Source organism: Paenibacillus thermotolerans (assembly GCF_028745515.1).
In the GTDB taxonomy this organism is placed as follows: domain Bacteria; phylum Bacillota; class Bacilli; order Paenibacillales; family YIM-B00363; genus Paenibacillus_AE; species Paenibacillus_AE thermotolerans.
Genome location: NZ_JAQZSG010000010.1, coordinates 45,807 through 70,630 on the forward strand (window position 1 = coordinate 45,807; position 24,824 = coordinate 70,630).

The 24,824-nt window shown below is 53.7% G+C and carries 28 protein-coding genes and 1 other RNA gene; 25 read left to right on the top strand and 4 right to left on the bottom strand.

Annotation, left to right across the window (positions count from 1 at the left end):
- Positions 1-3 precede the first annotated feature (3 nt).
- From PT964_RS10305 to rnpB, 13 genes are all read left to right on the top strand, one after another.
- The gene (locus PT964_RS10305; RefSeq protein WP_274363263.1) at positions 4-369 is read left to right on the top strand and encodes a diacylglycerol kinase family protein; all 366 of its coding nucleotides are present in this window, start codon (positions 4-6) and stop codon (positions 367-369) included.
- 29 nt (positions 370-398) lie between these two features.
- Positions 399-821, top strand: a complete 423-nt coding sequence (gene cdd / locus PT964_RS10310; RefSeq protein ID WP_274363264.1) for a cytidine deaminase — start codon at positions 399-401, stop codon at positions 819-821.
- On the top strand, positions 814-1,716 hold the full coding sequence (gene era / locus PT964_RS10315; RefSeq protein WP_274363265.1) for a GTPase Era: 903 nt from the start codon (positions 814-816) through the stop codon (positions 1,714-1,716). Before cdd ends, era begins: the two co-directional genes overlap by 8 nt.
- Before the next feature lie 165 nt (positions 1,717-1,881).
- Positions 1,882-1,980 (top strand): hypothetical protein, encoded by a 99-nt coding sequence (locus PT964_RS26665; protein WP_482194167.1) that lies wholly within the window; start codon positions 1,882-1,884, stop codon positions 1,978-1,980.
- Positions 1,965-2,726 carry a DNA repair protein RecO gene (gene recO / locus PT964_RS10325; protein WP_274363266.1) on the top strand — a complete coding sequence of 254 codons (762 nt, stop codon included), beginning with the start codon at positions 1,965-1,967 and terminating at the stop codon, positions 2,724-2,726. The genes PT964_RS26665 and recO overlap by 16 nt, the downstream gene beginning before the upstream one ends.
- A 341-nt stretch (positions 2,727-3,067) precedes the next feature.
- On the top strand, positions 3,068-4,456 hold the full coding sequence (locus PT964_RS10330) for a glycine--tRNA ligase (protein ID WP_274363267.1): 1,389 nt from the start codon (positions 3,068-3,070) through the stop codon (positions 4,454-4,456).
- A 73-nt stretch (positions 4,457-4,529) separates the two neighbouring features.
- Positions 4,530-5,006, top strand: coding sequence for a YaiI/YqxD family protein (locus tag PT964_RS10335; protein ID WP_274363268.1), 477 nt, complete (start codon positions 4,530-4,532; stop codon positions 5,004-5,006).
- A 38-nt stretch (positions 5,007-5,044) separates the two neighbouring features.
- Positions 5,045-6,883 carry a DNA primase gene (gene dnaG / locus PT964_RS10340; protein ID WP_274363269.1) on the top strand — a complete coding sequence of 613 codons (1,839 nt, stop codon included), beginning with the start codon at positions 5,045-5,047 and terminating at the stop codon, positions 6,881-6,883.
- Positions 6,884-6,901: 18 nt separating this feature from the next.
- The gene (gene rpoD / locus PT964_RS10345; RefSeq protein WP_274363270.1) at positions 6,902-8,011 is read left to right on the top strand and encodes an RNA polymerase sigma factor RpoD; all 1,110 of its coding nucleotides are present in this window, start codon (positions 6,902-6,904) and stop codon (positions 8,009-8,011) included.
- 87 nt (positions 8,012-8,098) lie between these two features.
- Positions 8,099-8,932: a hypothetical protein gene (locus PT964_RS10350; RefSeq protein WP_274363271.1), complete on the top strand. Its 834-nt coding sequence runs from the start codon at positions 8,099-8,101 to the stop codon at positions 8,930-8,932.
- Positions 8,933-8,937: 5 nt separating this feature from the next.
- Positions 8,938-9,708 (top strand): tRNA (adenine(22)-N(1))-methyltransferase, encoded by a 771-nt coding sequence (locus tag PT964_RS10355; protein ID WP_274363272.1) that lies wholly within the window; start codon positions 8,938-8,940, stop codon positions 9,706-9,708.
- On the top strand, positions 9,693-10,808 hold the full coding sequence (locus PT964_RS10360) for a Nif3-like dinuclear metal center hexameric protein (RefSeq protein ID WP_274363273.1): 1,116 nt from the start codon (positions 9,693-9,695) through the stop codon (positions 10,806-10,808). The genes PT964_RS10355 and PT964_RS10360 overlap by 16 nt, the downstream gene beginning before the upstream one ends.
- 73 nt (positions 10,809-10,881) lie before the next feature.
- Positions 10,882-11,288: RNase P RNA component class A (rnpB, locus tag PT964_RS10365), an RNA gene on the top strand.
- 94 nt (positions 11,289-11,382) lie between these two features.
- Here the strand turns inward: rnpB and PT964_RS10370 are convergent.
- On the bottom strand, positions 11,383-13,290 hold the full coding sequence (locus PT964_RS10370) for a S8 family peptidase (RefSeq protein WP_274363274.1): 1,908 nt from the start codon (positions 13,288-13,290) through the stop codon (positions 11,383-11,385).
- 176 nt (positions 13,291-13,466) lie between these two features.
- Between PT964_RS10370 and PT964_RS10375 the strand changes: the two genes are divergently transcribed.
- The 4 genes from PT964_RS10375 (at position 13,467) to PT964_RS10390 (ending at position 15,591) form a co-directional block, all read left to right on the top strand.
- The gene (locus PT964_RS10375; protein ID WP_274363275.1) at positions 13,467-13,967 is read left to right on the top strand and encodes a DUF3907 family protein; all 501 of its coding nucleotides are present in this window, start codon (positions 13,467-13,469) and stop codon (positions 13,965-13,967) included.
- A gap of 59 nt (positions 13,968-14,026) precedes the next feature.
- Entirely contained in the window at positions 14,027-14,242 is a 216-nt protein-coding gene (locus tag PT964_RS10380) for a DUF1540 domain-containing protein (RefSeq protein ID WP_274363276.1), read from the top strand.
- Complete coding sequence (locus tag PT964_RS10385; RefSeq protein WP_274363277.1) at positions 14,242-14,673, top strand: hypothetical protein; 432 nt, start codon at positions 14,242-14,244, stop codon at positions 14,671-14,673. The genes PT964_RS10380 and PT964_RS10385 overlap by 1 nt, the downstream gene beginning before the upstream one ends.
- A gap of 225 nt (positions 14,674-14,898) precedes the next feature.
- Positions 14,899-15,591, top strand: a complete 693-nt coding sequence (locus tag PT964_RS10390; RefSeq protein WP_274363278.1) for a lytic transglycosylase domain-containing protein — start codon at positions 14,899-14,901, stop codon at positions 15,589-15,591.
- Positions 15,592-15,648: 57 nt separating this feature from the next.
- On the opposite strand, the gene PT964_RS10395 is transcribed toward PT964_RS10390, so the two are convergent.
- Complete coding sequence (locus tag PT964_RS10395) at positions 15,649-16,362, bottom strand: TerC family protein (protein ID WP_274363279.1); 714 nt, start codon at positions 16,360-16,362, stop codon at positions 15,649-15,651.
- Positions 16,363-16,675: 313 nt separating this feature from the next.
- Here PT964_RS10395 and PT964_RS10400 point away from each other — a divergent pair, with 313 nt between their 5' ends.
- The 7 genes from PT964_RS10400 to PT964_RS10430 all read left to right on the top strand — a co-directional run bounded on the left by PT964_RS10400 (position 16,676) and on the right by PT964_RS10430 (position 22,159).
- Positions 16,676-17,338, top strand: a complete 663-nt coding sequence (locus PT964_RS10400) for a TerC family protein (RefSeq protein ID WP_274363280.1) — start codon at positions 16,676-16,678, stop codon at positions 17,336-17,338.
- Positions 17,339-17,426: 88 nt separating this feature from the next.
- Positions 17,427-17,903: a hypothetical protein gene (locus PT964_RS10405; protein ID WP_274363281.1), complete on the top strand. Its 477-nt coding sequence runs from the start codon at positions 17,427-17,429 to the stop codon at positions 17,901-17,903.
- 110 nt (positions 17,904-18,013) lie between these two features.
- On the top strand, positions 18,014-19,849 hold the full coding sequence (typA, locus tag PT964_RS10410) for a translational GTPase TypA (protein WP_274363282.1): 1,836 nt from the start codon (positions 18,014-18,016) through the stop codon (positions 19,847-19,849).
- Positions 19,846-20,145, top strand: coding sequence for a YlaH-like family protein (locus tag PT964_RS10415; RefSeq protein ID WP_274363283.1), 300 nt, complete (start codon positions 19,846-19,848; stop codon positions 20,143-20,145). The genes typA and PT964_RS10415 overlap by 4 nt, the downstream gene beginning before the upstream one ends.
- Positions 20,146-20,202: 57 nt before the next feature.
- Positions 20,203-20,478 (top strand): hypothetical protein, encoded by a 276-nt coding sequence (locus PT964_RS10420; protein ID WP_274363284.1) that lies wholly within the window; start codon positions 20,203-20,205, stop codon positions 20,476-20,478.
- A gap of 17 nt (positions 20,479-20,495) precedes the next feature.
- Positions 20,496-21,614, top strand: a complete 1,119-nt coding sequence (locus tag PT964_RS10425) for an LCP family protein (RefSeq protein ID WP_274363285.1) — start codon at positions 20,496-20,498, stop codon at positions 21,612-21,614.
- Positions 21,615-21,703: 89 nt separating this feature from the next.
- A complete protein-coding gene (locus PT964_RS10430; protein ID WP_274363286.1) occupies positions 21,704-22,159 on the top strand; it encodes a pyridoxamine 5'-phosphate oxidase family protein in 456 nt (151 codons plus the stop codon).
- A 38-nt stretch (positions 22,160-22,197) separates the two neighbouring features.
- Here the strand turns inward: PT964_RS10430 and PT964_RS10435 are convergent, their stop codons facing one another.
- On the bottom strand, positions 22,198-22,854 hold the full coding sequence (locus PT964_RS10435; RefSeq protein WP_274363287.1) for a YhcN/YlaJ family sporulation lipoprotein: 657 nt from the start codon (positions 22,852-22,854) through the stop codon (positions 22,198-22,200).
- A gap of 94 nt (positions 22,855-22,948) precedes the next feature.
- Between PT964_RS10435 and PT964_RS10440 the strand changes: the two genes are divergently transcribed.
- Positions 22,949-24,280: a PhoH family protein gene (locus PT964_RS10440; RefSeq protein WP_274363288.1), complete on the top strand. Its 1,332-nt coding sequence runs from the start codon at positions 22,949-22,951 to the stop codon at positions 24,278-24,280.
- Here the strand turns inward: PT964_RS10440 and PT964_RS10445 are convergent.
- On the bottom strand, positions 24,272-24,763 hold the full coding sequence (locus tag PT964_RS10445) for a hypothetical protein (protein ID WP_274363289.1): 492 nt from the start codon (positions 24,761-24,763) through the stop codon (positions 24,272-24,274). The genes PT964_RS10440 and PT964_RS10445 overlap by 9 nt on opposite strands.
- Positions 24,764-24,824: the final 61 nt, after the last annotated feature.

Genomic DNA, 24,824 nt, shown 5'->3' on the forward strand with positions numbered 1-24,824 from the left:
GTTATGAAATGGATTCGCGGTTTCAAATATGCATGGGAAGGAATGATTTACGGCTTCCGAACCGAGAAGCATATGCGGTTTCACGGCATTGCCGCTGCGGCAGCCGTTGCGTTGTCCGTATATGCACGGCTTGAAGCCGGGCAGTGGCTGTGGGTGCTGCTGTCGATCGCGCTCGTCTGGGCAGCCGAGCTGATGAACACGGCGATTGAACGGGCCGTCGATTTGGCGTCGCCGGACAAGCATCCGTTCGCCAAAGCGGCGAAAGACGCTTCGGCTGCGGCGGTGCTTGTTTTGTCCGTCTTTGCGCTCGCCGTAGGAGCCATTGTGCTGCTGCCCCGCGTACTTGAGAAGGCTAACATATTTCAATAAATATACTGTCGATTGGCTGGTGAAACGCTTTGGTTGTAGCGCAATTCACGAATGAGCAGCTGCTGAAATTCGCCCGCGAGGCAAGGGAGCGGGCGTACGTTCCGTACTCCGGGTTTAAGGTCGGCGCGGCGCTGCTCGATAAAGAAGGACGAGTCCATTACGGATGCAATGTAGAGAACGGGACGTATACCCCGACGAACTGCGCGGAAAGAACCGCCTTGTTTCGGGCGATCGCCGACGGCGTGCAGCGGGGACAGTTTGCAGCCATTGCGGTCGTAGCCGATACGGCAGGACCTTGCACTCCTTGCGGCGTATGCCGCCAAGTGCTTTCCGAGCTTTGCTCTCCCGATATGCCGGTCATCATGAGCAATATAAAAGGCGACACCAAGGTGATGACTGTGTCCGAGCTGCTTCCCGGCGCCTTTACTTTGGAGGAACGCACCGATGTCTAACGCAAAAAAATTTCTTTCCGGCTTTGTGACGATTATCGGCCGGCCGAATGTCGGCAAATCGACCTTGATGAATCAGGTCATCGGCCAAAAAATCGCCATTATGTCGGACAAGCCGCAAACGACGAGAAACAAAATTCACGGCGTGTATACGAACGATCAAATGCAAATCGTATTTCTCGATACGCCGGGCATACATAAGCCGAACTCCAAGCTCGGCGATTATATGGTCAAGGTGGCGACCGACACGCTTAAAGAGGTGGACGTCGTGCTTATGCTCGTCGACGTTTCGGCCGGGCTCGGCGGCGGAGACCGTTTTATTATCGAACAGCTGTCTGGTGTGAAAACCCCCGTCATTCTCGGGTTGAATAAAATCGACACCGTGGAGCCCGAAGCGCTTCTTCCCATCATTGCGCAGTATAAAGATTTGCATGCTTTTGCCGAAATCGTGCCGATCTCAGCAAAGCAGGGAAACAATGTCGGAACGCTGCTTGAGCAAATCGGCAAATATTTGCCGGAGGGGCCGCAATATTACCCTGCGGACCAAGTGACGGACCATCCGGAGCAATTCGTCTGCGCCGAGCTCGTACGGGAAAAAATATTGCAAATGACGAAGGAAGAAATACCGCACTCCGTCGCGGTCGCTATCGAGGATATGCGGGCAAGGGACAACGGCATTGTCGATATATCCGCCGTTATTTTCGTGGAGCGCGATTCGCAAAAGCCGATTTTGATCGGCAAAAAGGGCGCCATGCTTAAAGCGATCGGGGAGTCGGCCAGAAGAGATATCGAGCACCTGCTCGGATCGAAAATCTTTTTGCAGCTTTGGGTGAAGGTTAAGAAGGATTGGAGAAATGAAGAACGGATCTTGAAGGACTTGGGCTTCAGGCACGATTAGCGCACCGACGCATCGTTACGGTTACCATCAATTGCATGGGATAGCAACCTCGCCGGCGTATCATTCTAGATGTACAAGCGTCATTTCATTACACCGGAAAGGATGAATACGATGCGAGACTTTTCGTGGAAGTATTTTACTTTGACTGGAGATGTCGATGCTTACATGCTGTTTAAAGAGTGGGACCAAATGCAAAGTTCCACAGACGTCCATCCAGACGAAATTCCGGGAGATGAAGATGCGGAGGTATGCAGTATCGAGTAGAGGGCATTGTTATTCGTGCCACCGCTTACGGTGAGGGCAACCTGATCGTTACTTTGTACACCGAAGGCAGCGGCAAGATCGGGGTGATGGCGAGAGGGGCCAAGAAGACGAGAAGCCGTCTCGGCGCCGTCACCCAATTATATACATACGGCGAATACTTGTTTTTCAAATCTAGTGCCGGGTCTCTCGGCACTTTGCAGCATGCGGAAATTATCGATTCTTATCCAAACATCCGAGCCGATTTGCGCAATTCCTCCTATGCGGCCTATTTTGCCGAATTGGTAGACCGCTTTCTCCCCGACGACGAAGCATCTTCTTTTCTGTTCGAGCAGCTGAAGGCTTCGCTGGCCGCTTTGAATGAAGGGAAGGATCCGCAAATCGTTTCGCATATTCTCGAGATGAAGCTGTTTTCCGCCTCCGGCTACGCCCCGAATTTGTTGGAATGCGCTTTTTGCGGGAAGCCGCTTGACCCGGAGCGGCCGTTGTTCAGCGTATCGCTCGGCGGCGTCGTATGTCCGGGCTGCGCGCCGAAGGCGGCGGATTGCGAGGCGATGAAGCCGAACATATGGAAGCTGCTGCGGCTGCTGCAGGCGACCGATGCGCGTAAGATAGGAAACATAAGCGTCGGCAAGGAATCGAAAGCGGCGGTCAAGGCCGTCATCCGAAAGTGGATGGATGCGCATGCGGACATCCGGTTAAAAACCCGGAGCGTACTCGACCAAGTGGAAGCAGTGTACGATTCTTGACTCGCAGGAGAAAATTGTTTAAAATCAACAAAAGTAAATGTAATGAATTGCATATGCGAAACGGATCGGCGCGTTGAAGAAAATAAGCTTTCTTAATCGGGATTGCAGCGAACGGGGTACGGTGAAAGCCCGGATTCGGTTGAGAAAGGATTCGGCGATTTTCGGAGCGTTCACGTTTCGGCACCAAAAAAGTGGGTATGACGCGTTCTTTATGAACAGTCAACGGCCAAGTAGGGTGGAACCGCGGGAAATGAGCCCGTCCCTACGTCTGATTCAGGCGTAGAGGCGGGTTTTTTATTTTTGTTTTCACAAGAATTGACGGTATAAGGAGAGAACAAGGTATGACGACAGCCGCAACTATGGAAGCCGTAACGGCGCTGGCTAAGCATCGGGGCTTTATTTTCCCCGGTTCGGAAATTTACGGGGGCCTCGCGAACACTTGGGATTACGGTCCTCTCGGGGTTGAGCTGAAAAACAACATCAAACGGGCTTGGTGGAAAAAATTCATTCAAGAGTCCCCGTATAACGTCGGTTTGGACGCTGCCATTCTGATGAATCCGCAAACGTGGGTCGCATCCGGCCATGTCGGCAACTTCAACGATCCGATGATCGACTGCAAGCAGTGCAAGTCGAGACATCGCGCCGATAAATTGATTGAGAACGCCCTTTCCGAGAAAGGTCAGGAAATCGTCGTCGACGGCATGTCCTTCGACCAAATGATGGAGCTCATCCGCGAGCATCATATCGTTTGCCCGGACTGCGGCGCGTTCGACTACACGGATATTCGGCAGTTCAACCTGATGTTCAAGACGCATCAGGGCGTAACGGCTTCTTCCGCGAACGAGGTATATTTGCGTCCGGAGACGGCGCAGGGCATCTTCGTCAACTTCAAGAACGCGCAGCGTACCATGCGGCGCAAGCTGCCGTTCGGCATCGGCCAAATCGGCAAAAGCTTCCGCAATGAAATTACGCCGGGCAACTTTACGTTCCGTACGCGTGAATTCGAGCAAATGGAGCTTGAGTTTTTCTGCAAGCCCGGCGAGGATTTGCAGTGGTTCGAATATTGGCGCTCGTTCTGCCGCGAATGGCTGCTCGGCCTCGGCATGAAGGAAGAGAACATGCGCCTGCGCGACCATTCCGAGGACGAATTGTCGCATTACAGCAACGCAACGACCGATATCGAGTACAAATTCCCGTTCGGCTGGGGCGAGCTTTGGGGCATCGCTGACCGGACCGATTACGATTTGAAGCAGCATATGGAGCATTCCGGCGAAGATTTCCATTACCACGATCAAGAAACCGGAGAAAAGTATATTCCGTATTGTATAGAGCCTTCCCTCGGTGCCGACCGCGTAACGCTCGCGTTTCTGGTCGACGCTTACGAGGAGCAGCAGCTGGAAGGCGACGACAGCCGCGTCGTGCTTCGCCTTCATCCGGCAATTGCGCCGTATAAGGCTGCGGTGTTCCCGCTTTCCAAGAAGCTGAACGAAGGCGCACAGAAGGTGTTCGCGCAGCTGTCCAAATCGTTCATGGTCGATTACGACGATGCAGGCTCGATCGGCAAACGGTACCGCAGGCACGATGAAATCGGCACGCCGTTCTGCATTACGTACGACTTCGATTCCGAGACGGACGGTCAAGTTACGGTTCGAAACCGCGATACGATGGAGCAAGTGCGCATGCCGATCGACGGGCTGACGGCGTTCTTGCGGGAGAAGACGGATTGGTAAAGCGGCTCGCGCCGCCTTCGAAAGAAGGATTTTTTCAGTTTTTACCGTATATAATAGTATGGTGAAAAATGAGATGAACCCTATTAACGTATCGCCAAAGGTTTTAGTCGATGCAGACGCATGTCCCGTTAAGGAGGAAATCGCCTATGCGGCGGTGCCGCTGGGCATTCCCGTATGGATGGTTTCCTCCTATAATCATGTACTGCCCGAATTCTCCGGAGTGACGAATATAACGGTGGACGCCGTTTCGCAAGCGGCCGATTTGTACATCGCCAACCGTCTTGCGCACGGAGATGTGCTCGTTACCGGTGACTACGGTCTCGCCACGATCGGGCTGGCCAAGCGGGCATTCGTATTGTCTCCGCGCGGAATGGTGTTTACGAACGATAATATCGACCGTTTGTTGGACGAGCGTCATGCCGCCGCCAAGCGCAGAAGGGCAGGCAAACGGACGAAAGGGCCGAAGCCGCTCACCGATCAGGAGAAAGACATCTTTCTACAAGTTTTGACAAAAGTTTTACGCGGCTTGCAGGAGAACGGACACACATAGCGAATACTATAGATGCAATTCGGAACGTGGTGGTAGGTATGAAACCGGGAACAATCCCAAGCGAAGTCATTGAAGCGGTGTTGAAGAAGACGGACATCGTCGATGTTGTAAACCGATACGTTTCATTGACGAAGCGCGGTCGAAACCATTTGGGTTTATGCCCTTTCCATTCCGAAAAATCGCCTTCCTTCAACGTCTCTCAAGAGCTGCAAATTTTTCGCTGCTTCGGCTGCGGAGCTACCGGTGACGTGATCAAGTTTCTTATCAATATTGAGGGAATCACGTTTCCGGAAGCGGTGCGGTCTCTTGCGGAAGAGACGGGGATTCAGCACGATTTTTCCGCGGAACGGGCAGAACTGACGCCTGAGCAGCGGGAAGCGCAGACGATGGTCGCCGCGAACGAGGAAGCCGTCAAATTTATGCACTACGTGCTTAACAACACCGCGCAAGGACAGAAGGCTTATCAATATTTGAAGGAACGCGGCTTTACGCAGAGGCTGATCGACGAGTTTCGCCTCGGGTACGCCCCGCCGAATTGGGACGTGCTGACAAAGCATCTGCTCTCCAAGCAATTCCCTCTAGCGCTGCTGGAGAAAGCCGGTCTTGTCGTTCGAAGAACGGAGGGCGACGGCGCCTTCGACCGGTTCCGGGATCGGGTCATGTTTCCGATCGAGGACGGCCAAGGCAGAACGATTGCCTTCGGGGGACGAACGCTGGGGAACGAGCAGCCGAAATATTTGAACTCGCCCGACAGCCCGCTGTTTCACAAAAATCGCGTGCTGTACAGGCTCCACGCCGCGAAAGCTTCGATCCGAAAGCTGCGCGAAGCGGTTTTGTTTGAAGGCTATGCGGACGTCATCAAGGCCTGGGAAGCCGGCGTCGACAATGGCGTCGCCACCTTGGGAACGGCCTTGACGGAGCATCATATCCAGACGCTCAGGCGTTATTGCGACCGGGTCGTCATTTGCTACGACGGCGATCGCGCAGGGATGAACGCGGCGCACAAATGCGTGCTCCTATGCGAGAAGCTTGGGATGCAGGCATCCGTTGCGTTAATTCCGGACGGCTTGGATCCGGACGAGTATATAGGGAAGCACGGAGGGGACAAATTCCGCTCCGCCATCATCGGAAATGCGGTTCCGTCGACGAAATATAAAATACTATATTTGAAGAAGGAACATACACTACAAGATGATGGGAGTAAGCTTTCCTACGTTCGTGCGGCGCTGGGCATCATCGCGGCCCTTTCGTCGCCGACGGAACGGGAGCATTACGCGAAGGAGCTTTCCCAAGAGGTCCATTATTCCTTTGAATCTCTGAAACAAGAGATGAACGAAATTCGTCAAAAAATGAGATATCAAGGGGATAAGAACGAAAATCAGTGGAATAATGATATGAATGACAAGGGGACTTCCGCGCAAGCGATCCCCGCATTGCGTCCGGCCTACCAGAGTGCGGAGCGGCAGCTCTTATCCGCGATGATGCACAGCGGCGATGTCGCGGAGCTCGTTCGCGAAAGGCTTGGCGACGGTTTTTATGTGGAGGCTCATGCAGCTCTAGCTGCTTTTCTATATGCATATTACGCTGAAGGCAAGCGCCCGAATCCCCCGGCCTTCATTTCGGGCTTGGAGGATGACAGGCTCATGGCGCTCGCCGGCTCCATTCTGCTTCAGTTTCCCCAAGAGGCCATCAACGAGCAAGTGATCGAAGACAGCCTCAAGGAAATACGGAAGCACGGTATGGAGCTTACATTAAAGCAGAAGCAACATGCGCTTACTTTAGCCGAACGCGAGGGCGACTTCGCCAAGTCGGCGCAAATCGGTATCGAGATTATTGCCCTAGAGAAGGAAATGAAGCAGCAGGCCCAACGGATCTAGGGAGGAGGGAGTTGTCGTATGGTGAACGAACAACATACGGAGCAAGAGTCCGAGCTTACCTTAGAACAGGTCAAAGAACAGCTGATCGAGCTTGGTAAGAAACGTTCGGCTTTAACGTATAAAGAAATCATGGAACGGATGTCTCCGTTCGATCAAGATCCGGAGCAAATGGACGAATTTTTCGAACAGCTTGCGGAGCAAGGCATCGATGTCGTCAACGAGGCCGACGATACGATGCATTCGGAGGACGAATCGGACGACTTCCACTTTGACGACGATTTGTCGCTGCCTCCCGGCGTAAAAATCAATGACCCGGTAAGAATGTACCTGAAGGAGATCGGCCGCGTTCCGCTGCTTTCCGCCGAGGACGAGGTCGGACTCGCGAAACGGATCGAGAACGGGGACGAAGAAGCGAAGCGGAGGCTTGCCGAGGCGAACCTGCGGCTCGTCGTCAGCATCGCCAAGCGTTACGTCGGACGCGGGATGCTGTTTCTTGATTTGATTCAAGAAGGAAACATGGGTCTGATTAAAGCGGTCGAGAAGTTCGACCATACCAAGGGGTATAAATTCAGTACCTACGCGACATGGTGGATCCGTCAGGCTATTACGCGGGCCATCGCCGATCAGGCCAGAACGATCCGTATTCCGGTTCATATGGTTGAAACGATCAATAAGCTCATTCGCGTATCGAGGCAGCTGCTGCAGGAGCTTGGACGGGAGCCGACGCCGGAGGAAATCGCGAAAGAGATGGAGCTCAGCACCGAGAAGGTTCGGGAAATTATGAAGATCGCTCAAGAGCCGGTATCGTTAGAGACGCCGATCGGCGAAGAAGACGATTCGCATCTGGGCGACTTCATCGAGGATCAAGAAGCGCTGGCTCCGGCCGACGCGGCTGCATACGAGCTGCTCAAGGAACAGCTTGAAGACGTGCTTGATACGTTGACCGAGCGCGAGGAGAACGTGCTTCGCTTGCGATTCGGCTTGGACGACGGAAGAACGCGTACGCTTGAGGAAGTAGGCAAAGTATTCGGGGTTACCCGGGAAAGAATCCGGCAAATCGAGGCGAAGGCGCTGCGGAAGCTGCGGCATCCGAGCCGCAGCAAGCGGTTAAAGGATTTTCTTGAATAATCGGCATTCAAAGCGGATCAAATGAATCGACAACGTTGAAGACCTTCCTGCCTTGAGTAGAAGGTCTTTTCTTTCGGAGGGTAGCGAGTGGACCGTGAAAAACGAATCATTATCATGAAAGAAATCGAGCACTGGCGCCGAAGTAAGCTTCTGCCCGAGCAATATTGCGATTTTCTGATGAATTTGTATGCCGAATCGTCGACACCCGAAGAAATGAAAATGGTGAAGCGTGCGAAAGGAAAGCAGGCGGTAGCCGACAGCAAGCCGCTTCACTGGTTGTTACTTTTTGGAACGGCTGCATGCATTTCCTATGTTGTTCTTCATTTTAGCGCTTTTGACATGCAGATGCAAATCGGCCTGTTCGTGTTCGCCGCGCTTGTTCCGTATATTTACGGCAGCATGATTCGCCGGCGGAAGCCGCTGCGTTCCCACAGCTTTTTCGGATTGGGCACCGCATTTATGCTTATTGCCGGCCCGCTGTTAATGCAGTATTTAGGGTGGAGCGGCTGGACCGAGCTTGCCTTGTATTTGACCGCTTGCGCTTTCCTTTGGCTGGGCTTCGGCATCGGACTGCGGCTGCCGTGGCTGCATTTATGCGGCTGGCTCAGCCTCGCATTATGCTACGCGCTGCTATTAAATCGGCTATCCGTTCCGGGCAATTGGTTTACGCTTGAACTGTGCTGGCTGCCGCTATCCTTATTGTTTGCTTGGCTGGGCTGGCTGTTCAGCCATAAGGCGAAGCAATCCGGAGCCGTGTGCTTAATCAACGCGTGTTTTCTTTGGTTTATGCCGGAGACGTACGCTTTGCTATGGACCGATTGGCCGATTGTTGTAACACAGCTGCTGCTTTTGGGCAAACTGACCGTATTGGGAGCATTAGGTTTCTCGCTCCGAAAAACTTGGATCGATTGGGTTGTTTGACATTTATGACTTCTATGATGCAATTATCGAAACGGCTTGAAGCCATTACTACATTTATACCTAGAGGAAGCGCCGTTGCCGATATCGGCTCCGATCACGCCATGCTGCCCGTCTTTTTGCTGCAGCAAGGCATTGCCAGCCATGCGGTTGCTGGCGAGGTGAACGAAGGGCCGTATCGGGCGGCTTGCCGCCAGGTTGCTCAAGCGGGGCTAACCGAGCGTATTTCGGTGCGCCTTGGGGACGGCTTGGCCGTCATTTCGCCGGAGGAAGTCGATGTGATCGTCATTGCCGGAATGGGCGGAGGAACGATCGTTGAAATATTGACGGAAGGCGAAGCGCAAGGAAAGCTGAAGGGCGTTTCGCGTCTCGTGCTTCAGCCGAATATCGGGGAACGGCTCGTCAGGGAATGGTTCATCGCATCCGGATGGAAGCTGTCTCAGGAGCTTCTGTTATCCGAGGACGGGATTGCATACGAAATATTGGTGGCCGACGCCTCGGCGAAAGAAGAAGCCGACGCTTATAATGAAGCTTTATATTGTTCGCCGCTCCCCGGGTTCGGAGCCGTGTCGAAAGATTTGAAGCTGCTGGTCGGGCCGCTGCAGCTTGCGCATCCGAATGACGTTTTTATTGAAAAATGGAACGGTTACCGCGCAAAGCTCGAGCGGATGATCGAGCAAATCGGCAAATCCGACACCCCCGAAGCGCTGGCAAAGCGTCGAAGATTTATCGAGGAATACAACGAGCTGAAGGAGGTGCTCGCTTGTCTGTCCGAATAAAACAAGTGATCGACTTGCTGGAGCAGTTTTGCCCGCCGCATTTGGCCGAGGAAGGCGACCCGATCGGCCTGCAGGTCGGGAGCGAGCATAACGAGGTTACGCGCGTTTCCGTCGCGTTGGAGGTGACGGAGGAGGTAGCGGAGGAAGCGATCCGTCAAGGCGCGCAGCTTATATTTGCCCATCATCCGATCATTTACCGTCCGTTAAAGTCGCTACGCACCGATCAACCCGCCGGCAAGCTTCTGGAGAAGCTGCTGGCGAACCGAATTTCGGTTTATGTCGCGCATACCAATTTGGATACGGCCGAGGGCGGAATCAACGACATGATGGCAGGCGCACTCGGCCTGTCGGGGACCGTGCCGTTAACGCAATCGCATTCGGAGAAGCTGTATAAGCTGGTTGTATTTGTTCCGACAACGCACCTGGAGGCCGTTTCGGGAGCGATGTTTTCCGCAGGTGCGGGGCATATCGGCAATTACAGCCATTGCAGCTTTACCGTAGAAGGCTTCGGCACCTTTATGCCGCAAGACGGCACCGATCCTTTTATCGGCAAGCAGGGGGTCCTTGAGAAAGTAAACGAAACGAGAATCGAAACGATCGTCACGGCAGCCGGGCGTCGAGCGGTCGTAGAAGCGATGCTGCAGGCACATCCGTACGAAGAAGTCGCGTACGACCTATATGCCGTAGAGCTGCAGGGCAAGTCGTTCGGACTTGGACGTATAGGCGTGCTGCCGAGTCCTGTATCATTGGAGGATTTTTCCGAATCGGTGAAAAAGGCTTTCGAAGTGCCGGCGGTGCGGGTGGTCGGCGATTTGAATCGCAAAGTAAGCAAAGTCGCCGTATTGGGCGGGTCCGGAAGAAGCTTTTTAAAACAGGCGATCTCTTCGGGGGCGGATGTGTTCGTGACCGGAGACATCGATCATCATACGGCGCATGACGCACTTGCCGCAGGGCTAGCGATCGTCGACCCGGGCCACCATTCGGAGCAAATCATGAAGGAGCATATGTCCCGGTGGCTTAACGGGCAATTTCATGAGAAGGGGCTGAACGTTCAAGCGTTCCCTTCCTCCATTTCCACCGAACCTTTCATGTTTCGCTAACGATTTACGGTATTGCCAGAAGGTTATCATTGCTTGCGGGGCATATCCTCTGTATACTAATTTATAGATTTGAGAAGTTTGACAGACAATCGCCGGCGGCTTTATGCCGCGGGAGGAAAGTCCGGGCTCCATAGGGCAGGGTGCTGGATAACGTCCAGTCAGCGCGAGCTGAAGGAAAGTGCCACAGAAACGGACCGCCGATGGCGCATTCTAGCGCACAGGCAAGGGTGGAACCGTGGTGTAAGAGACCACGAGAGGACATGGTGACATGTCTTCTGGTAAACCCCACTTGGAGCAAGACCTAAGAGGAACGCGGCAGCTTTGAGCTGCAGCCCTTGCCCGGGGCGCGTTCGGGTTGGTCGCTTGAGCGCGGCAGCAATGCTGCGCCTAGATAGATGATTGTCGCTTCTTTCGTGGCAGGGCCGGTGACCCGTTAGGACCACTTGAAGCACAGAACCCGGCTTACGGCAAACTTCTCTGTTCACCCTTAATGATGTATACAACGACAAAGCTGCCGTTGAAGCGTCGCTTGACGCTTTAACGGCAGCTTTTTTCGTTATTTGCTCTTTGCGGGCTACCTGGCGGAGCCGGTCAAAAGCCGTAGGAACCATTGCAAGAGGGACTCGTTTCGCGGAATCGTCCGCTCCGGCTGCTTGTCGGCAGCCGCCTCCGCAGGCGCTTTTCCGGATGCGAGCTGAAGCGCACGCGCAACGTCGATTTGTCCGTAACCGTAATACGTGTCTTTTCCTTGCGCTCCTAAATCCACCGCGCTTTTACGCATAATGTCGTACACTTCCGTATTTTTCAGCTTCGGATTGACCGAACGGATCAGGGCGGCCAGCGCCGCTACGTGCGGGCTTGCCATCGATGTACCCGATAGGGCGGCATACTGGTTGCCCATATACGTGCTGGCAATATTTTCGCCTGGCGCCACAACATCGACGTAATCGCCGAAGTTCGAGAAGGACGCCTTCTGCTTGCCGACATTCGTTGCCGAAACCGCGAACACCTCAGGGTAAGCCGCAGGATATCCGGGCTGATCGGTGTTGTCGTTGCCTGTCGCCGAGATGAGCGCTACGTCCCGGTCGAAGGCGTATTTGACCGCATCGTGCAAAAACTGCGCACTGGCGTAATTGCCTAGACTCATATTGATGACTTTAGCCCCATGGTCGGTAGCCCAAATGATGCCTTCCGCTACCGCGTAGGTGCTGCCCATGCCCGACGAATCGAGCACTTTCACCGGCATGATGCGGTTGTACCAAGTCATGCCGGCGACTCCTTCCGCGTTGTCGGTCAGCGCCGATATGACGCCAGCTACGTGGGTCCCGTGTCCGACGTCGTCATTCGGCTGCGTCTTCGGATCGACAACGTTATACCCGTCTACGATACGCCCCTTCAGATCGGGATGTGTCAGGTCGACTCCCGTATCGACGACGGCGACCGTCACCTGCTCGTTGCCGCGGCTCAGCTCCCAGCCGGTCGGCGTGCCGATGATCGGAATGTTCCACTGATATCGGCTGTATAGGGCGTCGTTCGGCACGATCGGCTCCGCGCGATTTTGTTGATTCGTAACATACAAGTAATGCGGCTCGGCATAGTCGACGCCAAGCTTTTGGAAGTAAGCCAGCATTTCCTTCGTAGATTTGTTGCCTTCAAAGACGTGGGAGTAGCCCAGCTTTCGATGTCTGGTGACCCCAAGGTCTTTCTTGATTTGCTGTAATTGCTTATCCGTAGGAGGTTTGTGGAAGCGGACGACAACCTCTTTATGAATGTAATGGCTGATACCTTGGTTTTCCTCGGGCGTTTCGACATCCACTTCTTTTCCGGTATTCGGGTCGATGGCGCGAATCCCGTATCTGCGGTCGTTCGGGTATTCCTTAAGCCGCAGGTTGCGGATTTGATGCTGCTCCACTTTCTTTAGAACGTGCTGGTGGACGACGCCGACAATTCCGCTGTTTTTCCGTTCTTTGGACGGTGTCCCAAGCACGAAATAAACCTCGCCGTCACGATCCTTGAGCGGCTTGGATTCGTACGCTTGGCCGCGCCGGACGGCTTCCTTCGCTTTTTCGATTTGCTCCAGCGCTTTTGCCTTTACGCCGGAAGGAATCGATCCGACAGCGGCCGGTTTTTGGCCGGAGGCTGCGGCTGCGGTTGGGGCTGCGGAAACCCACTCCAGCCGTTTCATATGAGGATGCTCTTGCTGCAAAGCACTTAAGCTTCTTTGCATTCCGGCCCCGTCCAGCCGGTTAACTTGTTGGGCGGCTCTTGTCAAATCGTTCCGGCATTGGGTTCGGCAAAGCTCGTTTGTAATGGCTACATCGTTTTGCAGCAGCCGCTTTTTCGCCTTGGCTTCATATTTCGCGTTCGGCTGCGGAGCGGGAGCGGGCGGCGCAACGTCGCTCCGGTTCAAAAAGAGCGCTGCGGGAATGGCAAGCGCGCAAATTCCGGCAATGATTCCGTATGTTCGTGTTTTATTGCGCATCGGCGTTCCTCCTTCGAGCGTGCGCGTGCATTGGCTAAATATCATGTACGCTTAGATTGTCTCAAGGCGGAATCGTTATGCACAGGTAGTACCGTTTTGGCCGAATTTATGATACGATGAATTAGGTTTTGAACGATCGTTTTATTGGACTATCGTGAGGAGGATTTCAATTATTCATGGCCATTCACAATGTGCAGCAGTTATGCGAAACGACAAGGGAAAAGCTGAAACATGCGATTTCATTGCTTGAGCCCTTTTTGAACGAATCGTCGTTATCCCAGCTGAATCCTGAAAAAAATCCGGAAATGGATGAGTTTCACAAACAATTCTTATCCGACATGCGCACATTAATCGTGTACTCGGAAGTTCAATATGAAAAACTCGGCGTTGCGCTCCGCAGACCTCAATTTAATGCGGAATATGCGGAACGCGTGCTTTACGACGTGTACCATACCTGTGTCAATTCGTTCTTTTATCCTAAGTATGAATGTTATTCCGAAGACGGACGTTACGCCTATACGGGTCAAGACGCCATTCGCTTCCGTAAGAAGCCGGTTCGGAGCGTGCGGGACACAACGCTGGATTTATCCAAAATATTCGAAGAGCTTCGCGAGGATCTTGCGTATTATGAAACCGATTATGTAACGCAAAAGCGCATGCAAGGCGATCGCGCGTAATATTGGTCCGAATAAAACCCCCTCCGCCCGGGCAAGTTGTGGAGGGGGTGATTTACGTTATGCCGCAAGTAAAATGCAGCGTATCGAACTGCGAGTATTGGGACAAAGGGAACAAATGCGGAGCAGACCTCATTATGATCGACATCGACAAGCATGCGAAAATGAACTTCAATGCCGAGTTCGCGGGCGAAAGCTTCGATTCGCAGCACAAGGACAGCGCCAACAGCTCGTCTTCCACGTGCTGCCACACCTTTAAGGAAAAGAAGGCACAGTAATGCGCGATCAACAGGAGCAGGCGGCGGAGAAGGACGAATCGTTCCGTCCTGAGACGGGCTTCGAGAGCGAGAGCTCCGTATCCGACAAGGCGTTCTTCCAAGAGCCCGCCATCAATCCGGTGGTTGAAGACGGTCAGCATAACGAGGAATACGCCGCGGAATTGACCGCTCCCCGCGCCTCCGAGAGACGAGGGCGTACGGAGCGTGAAGGGGCGGGCGAGGAGAAGCAAGCTCCTGCTGCCTCGCTTGGTTACGTGGCCATCTTTCTTGCGGTCTTATCCTTGTTTTTATTGCCAGGCATGCTGGGCCCGGTGTCCGCAGTGGTCGGGTTTATGGCCTTTGTCAATGGAAGCCGCAAGCTCGGAGTTTGGTCCATCGTACTCGGGACGATCGCATTCGTCAGCTTTTTGACGACCATCAGGAGTTACTGAAAGGAAGAAGGTGCGGAGAAACCCGCACCTTCTTTTTGATTGTGTCGCGGCGCTTTCCAACGGAACTTTATTCCGATATACGCCCCGTAGACAAACTCCACTTGCTCGGAGGCGGTGAACGGACGGTCGAATAAGGTATGTAACAGGATTTTTTCTTTAAGACAACCTGCGTTCCATGGTATAATACGGTTTGTAATTGTTATCCGGAACGGAGCGTACATACCGATGAGCGTCGACCCAAGATATATAAGCGAACGGCTCAAAACCCAATGGGCCGTTGATATAACGAAGATGGTATTTGACAGAGGCGAATCCGCGCCGTCAGAGCCGGATCAACAGACCGATTTTGCACAACTGCTTGATTTGCTGCTTCAACAAAAAGCCGGCGAATCCGCCCCAACCGGCGCTCCGGCAGCTTCGACGGACGCGCTTGCGCAGCTTGCGGCGAAATATTCCGCGTATATGGCGCCAAGCTCGGGTCCGATCGAGAACGCATCGGCCGACCGCGCCGAGGTCGACCGGATTATCGCGGCTGCGAGCGGCAAATTCGGCGTCGATCCGGCGCTCGTTACCGCGGTCGTGCATGCGGAATCGGGCTTCCGCTCCGATGCGGTGTCTTCCGCCGGCGCGAAGGGCCTCATGCAGCTGATGGACGGAACGGCCCGAACGCTGGGCGTTGCCGATTCCTTCAATCCTGTGCAAAACGTAAACGGCGGCACCCGTTTTTTGAGCTTCCTGCTTGACAAATATAACGGGAACGTCGGAGTGGCGCTGGCCGCATACAATGCAGGACCGGGCAGAGTAGACCGGCTCGGGATTCGTACGGACGAGGAGCTGGCGGCCAAGCTCGACACGCTTCCGAACGAGACGCAGCATTATGTTGGAAAAGTGCTCAGCCTGCGCGAGCATTATAAATAAAAAAGGCAGTTCCCGATGCAGCAATCGCTGCGTAAGGAACTGCCTTTTTACTATGTGTTAAGCGCCGGTTTCCTGGCTATGATGCTTTTGTGCGGCGGCGGCGTTGGCCGCTGCGCGGCGGCTGTTCACGAATCGGCCGAGCGCCAAAATCGCGGCGACGACGATAACGATAAAGCTCCAATATGCGGCAGGCGAATCGAAAAAGCTGTGAAGCAGATTTTCGTGCGTAATCATTTTGGCCGCAGTATAGGCGAGAATGCCGGAACCGAGGTAAATGACGTAGGGGAATTTGTTGATCAGCTTTATGAACAGCGTGCTGCCCCAAACGACAATCGGTACGGAGATAAGCAAGCCGATGATGACGAGCAGCGGGTCCCCGTGAGCGGCGCCGGCGACTGCGATGACGTTATCGAGCCCCATCGCGGCGTCTGCGATAATAATCGTCTGGATCGCCGCCCACAAGCTGTCCTTCGCTTTAATATCGCCGTGTTCATCCTCTTGAATCAGCAGTTTGTATGCGATCCAGCAAAGGAGCAATCCGCCGACCAATTGAAGCCCGGGCACCTTTAACAATTCAACGACGATAATCGTTGCGACGATGCGAATGGCGACGGCGCCGAACATCCCCCAAAAAATCGCCTTCTTTTGTTGCGACGGAGACAGCTTTCTTGCGGCCATGCCGATCACAATGGCATTATCCCCCGCAAGCACCAAATCAATAAAGATGATGCTGATCAAGGCTCCCCAAAATTCCGGTGTAAACAACTCCATACCGTTTCCCCCTGAATAGTTTGTCTTCTAAGAAAAAAAGAAAAGACCTCTGCCGATGGGTAATCCGAACCCATTCGACAAAGGTCTTGCTAACAACGTAATCCGTTGCCAACAAAGCCGAGGATTGCTTCTCGAATCCTGTATTGACGACTTTGTTGTACAGCTACTCCCCTTTTACCAATGAAATCATTATAAACTACCCGCAAATTATTCGTCAAGAACGGATCAATTCATATGCAGAAAGCTTGTCACATAGAATGAAAGGAGCGAATCTGCAGCTAGAGAGAAAGCGGTTTGATAGGGGGAAACGAGAGTGGTAAGCCTGATCCTGATCGTAAAAATCGTTATGATCAATATCGTGCTCAGCGGGGACAACGCGGTCGTGATTGCGATGGCAAGCAAAAATTTACCCGAGCGGCAGCGCATTCTGGCGGTTTGGTGGGGAGCGTTCGGGGCTGTGTTTTTAAGAATCGTTTTGACGGCGGCGGCGGTTTACTTATTGACGATTCCATATATACAACTGGCGGGAAGCCTGCTCTTGCTTTATATTGCGGTGAAGCTGCTGGCGGACGACGAAAGCCACAACCGCGTCAAAAGCGGGGCGACGCTGGCGGGCGCCATATGGACGGTCATCGTTGCGGATTTCGTCATGAGCTTGGACAACGTGTTGGCGATTGCGGCGATCGCGAAAGGGGACATTATGCTGCTGGCGATCGGCATTCTCATTTCGATTCCGCTGATCGTTTGGGGCAGTACCTTTGTAATGAAGCTGCTGCATCAGTATCCTGTGCTCGTATACATCGGTGCTGCCATTCTAGGGTATACCGCCGGCGAAATGCTTGCCGCCGATCAGCATATGGCTCGGCTGCTTCAGCCGCTTCCGTCATTCATCCATATGTTAATCCCCATCATAGGAGCGGTGTTTGTCGTCATAGCAGGGCTTGTCAAAAAGGGTTTCCGCATACGAGTGATTTGATGTGGTATTTTCCCGGCGTTTCCGCTACACTGGTAATGTTCACCTGTGTCGAACGAAGCGGAAACTTGTAGAACGGGAGTGGATCAAGGTGTCAAATCGAACGCTGCCTCTCGGGATCGGTATTATTGTCGCGGGAGTTATCATTTTGCTCGGCAAACTGGGCGTGTTTCAAGCGATCGGCACGCTGTTCTGGCCGCTGATTCTGCTGGCCGCCGGCGCCGCCTTGCATTGGGGCTATGTAAACCGGCATTTACCCCCGGTTGTTTTGTTACCGGGTGCCATACTGATCGGACTTTCACTTGTCTTCTTATTTTGCGCGTGGTTCGGCTGGGGCTGGATGAAGATGCTGTGGCCGATCATTCCGCTGTCGGTTGCCGCCGGGCTTTACGAGCTCTCTGCGGCGGAGAGAAACACCGCTTTGCGGACCGTCGCTTTCGGAGTCGGCGCGGTTTCCGCCGTTTTGCTCGTGATCACGCTCTTGACCCGCATGAACGTGTATCTGATCGCTTTGATCCTCATTATCGTCGGCGTCGTCATTGTGGCAAGAAGGCCGAGGACGCGTTAAATAAAGTTGCTTTTTGTACCGAATTTGTTTTATAATATTACGTATCGTAAGCGTCGGAATGTCCTCCGACGCTTTATTTGTGAATTTATATAGAGTGGAGAAATGAATACATGCTATCAAGAGAAAACATTAGAAATATTGCCATTATCGCACACGTCGACCACGGGAAGACAACGCTCGTGGACAAGCTGCTGCAGCAAGGCGGATCGTTCCGCGAGAACGAGGCCGTTCAAGAAAGAGCGATGGACTCGGGCGATCTCGAGCGCGAGCGCGGCATCACCATCCTGGCGAAAAATACGGGAGTTACCTATAACGGCCATCTTATCAACATCGTCGATACGCCGGGTCACGCCGATTTCGGCGGCGAGGTGGAGCGCATTATGAAGATGGTCGACGGTGTATTGCTCGTCGTCGACGCGTTCGAGGGCTGCATGCCGCAGACGAAGTTCGTGCTGCGCAAAGCGCTTGAGCAGCATTTGAAGCCGATCGTCGTCGTCAACAAAATCGACCGTCCGAACGCCCGCCCCGCAGAGGTTGTCGACGAAGTGCTCGATTTATTCATCGAGCTCGGAGCGGACGACGACCAATTGGAATTCCCTGTCGTATACGCGTCGGGATTGAACGGCATTTCGGGCTTGACGCCCGATTCGCTGGAAGATTCGATGCAGCCTCTGTTCGAAACCGTACTTGAGAAAATTCCGGCGCCAAGCGAAGATGTGAATGCGCCTCTCCAATTCCAGGTAACATTGCTCGATTACAACGAATATTTGGGCCGCATCGCGATCGGACGCGTCAACCGCGGACAAATTCGCGCCGGCCAATCGGTCGCCGTATTGGACCGTGACGGGAAAGCCCGTCAAGCCCGCATAGAAAAGCTGTTTGGATTCCAGGGGCTAAAGCGGATCGAAATTGAAGAAGCGGCGGCCGGAGATATTGTGGCCATCGCAGGCGTAAAAGAAGTGAATATCGGCGAAACGATCGCCGATCCGAACCAGCCGGAGGCGCTGCCGTTCCTTGAGATCGACGAGCCTACGCTGCAGATGACGTTCGTCGTCAACAACTCGCCGTTCGCCGGCCGCGAGGGCAAATGGGTTACCTCCCGCAAGCTTCGCGAGCGTCTGTACAAAGAACTCGAAACCGACGTGGCGCTGCGGGTGGAAGATACCGACAGCCCGGACGCATTCATCGTCAGCGGCCGCGGCGAGCTTCACCTCGGCATCTTGATCGAGAACATGCGCCGCGAAGGCTATGAGCTTCAAGTTTCCAAGCCCGAGGTCATCATTAAAGAAATCGACGGCGTCAAGATGGAGCCGATCGAGCGATTGCTGATCGACGTTCCGGAAGACAGCATGGGCGCGGTTATGGAGAGCTTGGGCACGCGCAAAGCCGATATGGTGAACATGATCAATAACGGCACGGGAACGGTTCGTTTGGAGTTCCTCATTCCTTCCCGCGGCTTGATCGGGTATCGGACGGATTTCCTCACGCTTACACGCGGCTACGGAATCTTGAACCACGCATTCGATTCGTACGGTCCGTATGCCGGAACCGGCGTCGGAGGACGTCATCAGGGCGTGCTCGTATCGAACGAAACCGGTACTTCGACGTTCTACGGCATGCTTTCCGTAGAAGACCGCGGAACGATGTTTTTGACGCCGGGAACCGAGGTTTACGAAGGGATGATCGTCGGGGAGCATACCCGGGATAACGACATCATCGTCAATATTTGCAAGGAGAAGGCGCTCAGCAACGTCCGTTCCGCGTCGAAAGACGATACGGTCAAGCTGAAGACGCCGCGCATCATGTCGCTGGAGCAGGCGCTTGAATATTTGAACGACGATGAATATTGTGAAATTACGCCGAAATCGATTCGCCTCCGCAAGAAAATTTTGCAAAAAGGCGAGCGGGAGCGCGCGGAAAAAAATCGGAAGCTGGTTAATTCATGAACAAATTTTTTATTGAGCATATTTGGATAACGTACGCGATCATTGTCATTCTGATTTCGTATGTTTATAACAAGGTGTTCAGGGTTCGCAAGCTGCCCTTAATAAAGGACGCGCTCATCTACCTGATCATTGCGCTCGGTTCGTTCATATTGCTGTTCTTTCAACTGAACGGACTGCCGATTATACTCAGTCTTGCAGTAGCCGTCTTTCTGATGTTCCTCGTGCGAGTCCGTTATTTCGTGGAGGAGCGGGAGCGGAGGAAGAAGCAGGGGGCAAGCCGCAAGGAGCAGGGGTAAGCCCGCGGGCTAAGCCGTTTATCCTTGTGCTGTGAACGTAAGGAGTGACGAGGAATAATGAATTTGCAGGACGCGCTTTATAATTGGCTTCAAATCAAGATCGTAGCGGAGGCAAGGCCGGAGGACGGAGCAGCTGCCGAGACGGAGCGGTTTTTTGCGGACATTTTGAAAGAGGATCATGAACTGGCGGAATTCGCGGTCGAAAGCTCGGACGATACGATGTACTACGTTCATTACGTGAAGGACGGCAAAAAAAAGGTACAAATGTTCGATCGGGAGGCCGCCGCCCAATTGCTGGCGGACATTAACAGCAACCCGAAATACAACGAATAGAATCAGGTGTGATTTTCATGGGAGACACTTCTTTGCCCCCGCGCGGGGAACGTGCGGTGCAGCGACCTGAGAAGCCGAACAAAAGCAAAGGCTCGAGAGGGCTGAGCATATTTAAAGCTGTCATTATTGTTATGCTGGTTGCCGTCATCGGTCTCGGTTCGTATGCCGGTTATTTGTGGCTTAAGTTTCGCGATACGGTGGACGTAATCGGTACGGACGAGGATGTTCCTCAACAGGAGAAGGCTAACGAGAGGCCGCTTTCGCTGCTCATTCTCGGCACCGATTACCGTGAAGCGACGCGCAGCGCAAACACGGACGTCATTATGATCGCGACGCTCAATCCGAACAGCAAGACGGCGACGCTCGTATCGATTCCGCGGGATACGAAGATCGATCCTGAAGGGCTGAAGCCTAATAAAGCGAACAGCTTCTATGCGACGTATTTGTACGGCAAGCTGTCTTCGGCGCCGCAGGATAAGGATGAGCGCCAAAAGTACGCCATGGACCAGATTAAGCAAATGTTTGGCGAGTATTTGGGCATTCCGATCGATTACGTATCCGTCGTGACGTTCAAGACGTTCGAGGACGTGGTGGACGCGTACGGCGGCCTGACGATCGATGTGGACCAAAATATGTGCCACATCGACAATGCGGACGGCACGCGCATTGATCTTAAGAAGGGCACGCAGCATTTGGACGGCGGCAAAACGCTCGATTTCGTCCGCTACCGCGAATCTCACAACTGCTCGCCGAAGACGAAGCCGTCCAACGACTTTGAAAGAAACACGCGCCAGCAGCAGGTCATCTCCAAGCTGTTTGCCAAGATGAAGACGCCGGACGGTGTGCTGAAGCTGGGCAAAGTGTTCGACGCGGTGGGAGACAACGTGAAAACCGACATTCCGTCGCAGCAAATTGACGCCATGATTAAAACATATATAGGCATCGACAACGATAAAATAAATTACATCCATCTGGAGGGCAAATGGGACGGAAAATACGTCAACATCCCTCAAGAGCAGTTGGATCTCGCAAAGACGGGATTGCAGTCGCAGTTGAATCCTGACGGTCCGGCTCCGGATGAGAGCGTAACGGACACCGAAACGGATGCGGGAGCGGACGAGGCATCGGGCACCTAGGCGCCCCTAAGCCTGACAGGCGTAATTTCCTATGGTATACTGTCGGTAAACACAGCAACAACGCTTCTTTGCTGGGAGGTTCTTGAACAATGGCAGCAGAACAGATCACCGAATTATCGCCGGAATTAATCTCGCAGTTTGAGAAAGAAAGGCTCGTGCTGCTCAGCACGATCGATGCGGAGCACGGGGGCCCGGTTACAAGCGCGATCTCCTGGATTTACGCACCGGACAGCAAGACGCTTCGGTTTGCGCTCGACGGCAGATCCAGAATCGTAGGCAACGTTAGGGCGAACGGGAGCGTGAACGCGGTCATTTTTGCCGAGGGCTCGGTGAAAGCCGTATACGGCACAGCTAAGGTCGTGAAGGACGAATTGGATAACGTTCCGTTCAAGCTCGTCTGCATCGATATCGAAGTGGAGTCGGTGCGGGACGCTATGTTTTACGGAGCGCGCATTACCGTGGAGCCGGAATACGAAAAAACGTACGATAAACGAGCGGCAGAGAAGCTGGACAACCAGGTGTTCTCCGCCATGAAGAAAGCCTAGTCCGATGGACTAGGCTTTTGTGTTTTTTAAGGGTTGTCCTATTTGCCCTGTCTGTTCTGCTGCGTAGAGCCCATCCGGTTTACCGGACCTTGATTGTTTTGCATGTCGCCTGCGGACGGATTGCCGGCTTTAGCGGCTCCGCGATCTTCCGACGTTGCTCCGGGGCTTTGAGGAACTTCCTGTCGTCCGCCGGAATCGCGCGGAAGCTGGGGAATAATGCGGCCCACGATATCGGCCAGCTCTTCGGCAAAGCCTGCGACCGGCCGTCCGGCACGAATGTCCGCTCCGATTTCCTGCAAACGGTAGTTTAAATCCATGTCCGCGGTGACGACGGCATTTACGCCGTACGGGTCTTTGCGGAGCGCCTCGGCAACCGCATATTTAATCGTGCCGACCCGGGAACGGTCCACATTGCCGGCGACATCGATGCCGACGATCGCGGTGTTGCCGAGGACGACGCAAGTGGCGTCCTTCACGTCCGGAACGCTCTTGGCCAAAGCCGTCAAACGCCTTGTAACCTCCGCTTGATCCGCGTTGCGGATCGGCTCCGGCACGGTTTGCTGCGTGCGGACCTGCGGATTGCCCGAACGGTTCTGATCCTCGGCCGCGCCTTGGTCTCCGGCGGTGCAAGCGGCGACGGAGACGGAAACTGCGAGAAGAAGCGCGCCGAGCGGCGCGCGCTGCAACGGTTTCATATGATCCGCCCTTTCCTTTCTTTTTGCGTTATTGTGCTTCCGAATGGGTTCAAGTATGTATAACACCGACATATCTGTCACGGAGGGAAAGCCGATGAAGAAAATCTACGTGCTTGATACGAACGTCCTGCTGCACGATCCGTACGCGATGTTTGCATTTGAAGACAATGATGTCGTGATCCCGGCGATCGTATTGGAAGAAATCGATACGAAGAAAAGAAACGCGGACGAACTGGGCCGAAATGCGCGGCATGTTTCCAGGCTGCTGGACGGATTGCGAAGCAAAGGCGGACTCCATGACGGAATATCTTTGGACGGCGGAGGGACGCTCAAGGTGGAGCTGAACCACCGCAGCTTTACCAAAATGCAAGAAATGTTCGGCGAAATTACGACCGATAATCGGATATTGGCCGTAGCGCTGAATTATCATACCGAAGAACAGACGGAGGAGGAGCCGAAGCCCGTCGTCATCGTAAGCAAAGATACGCTGGTGCGGATCAAAGCCGATGTGCTCGGTTTGGTTGCGGAGGATTATTTAAACGACCGTACCGTCGGGTTAACCGACTTGTACACCGGCTGCATAACGGTTCAGGTACACCCTTCGGTGATCGACGAATTTTACTCTTATCGTCAGCTGCCTTTACGTTCGCTGGGCATCAACGTCACGCTGTTTCCGAATGAATTTGTAATTTTAAAGGACGAGATGGGCACTTCGAAATCGGCGCTGCTGAAGGTTCATCCGGACGGGCAAAAGCTGGAGCCGTTATTTTTGAGCAACGAAGCGGTATGGGGCATTTCCGCGCGCAACGCGCAGCAGCGGATGGCGCTCGAGCTGCTGCTGAACGACGATATTCCGCTGGTGACGTTGACAGGCAAGGCGGGTACGGGCAAAACGCTGCTGACGTTGGCCTGCGGGCTCTTAAAGGTGGAGGACGAGCGAAAATACAAGAAGCTGTTGATTGCCCGTCCGGTCGTTCCGATGGGCAAGGATATCGGGTTTTTGCCGGGAGAGAAGGAAGAGAAGCTGCGTCCTTGGATGCAGCCGGTATACGATAATTTGGAGTATTTGTTCGATACGAAAAAATCGGGCGACATCGACAAAATTTTGGCGGGGCTCTCCAGCATTCAAGTGGAAGCGTTAACGTATATACGCGGCCGTTCCATTCCGGGGCAGTTCATTATTATCGACGAGGCGCAAAATTTAACCCGGCACGAAGTGAAGACGATCGTGTCCCGAGTCGGAGAAGGAAGCAAGATCGTGCTGCTGGGCGATCCGGAGCAGATCGATCATCCGTATTTGGACGCTTCGAGCAACGGGCTCGTTCATGTGGTGGAGCGGTTTAAAAGAGAAAGCGTGTCGGGCCATATTTCGCTCGAGAAGGGCGAGCGGTCCGCCCTCGCCCAGCTGGCCGCGGATTTACTCTAGAAACTCCAAGGAGCAGTGGTATCTTTGAGCGATTCCTTCCGCAGTCAAGCGGGAATCTTGATCGATGGCATACCATGTAGCGTCGTTCCACGCGAACTCGGCAACGACCAATTCCTCAAGCTGGAGCAGGGCGGGGGCGGTTTCCGCGTCCGCCGGCTGTTCCTCCGAGCAGCGGAACAAGCTGACGCTGTCGGAATAAAGGTATGTATTTCCGAATTTGCTCACAAAGCCGAAATCGGAAAACAGGCGGGTTGTGCCGGCGTTCTCGGGCAGCAAGAGCAAAGAAAGCGGCTCCCATTCGATTTTCATTTTTTCAAGCGCCTTGGCGATTTCATTGCGGTCATGCTCCGTATCGGCAATGAGAAGCTCTTTATCTCTGTCGAAAAGGACGGCCGCCGCAGCGACGTTCTTGACGACTTGAGCGTAATAGCCTGGCAGCTTCCCTTCCGGCAAGCTCATCATCAATCCGAATTTTTTATCCATAAAAAATCCCCCTGCGTAAAAACTCACTTTATTATCTCAAATCTTGTAACAAAAATGAAAT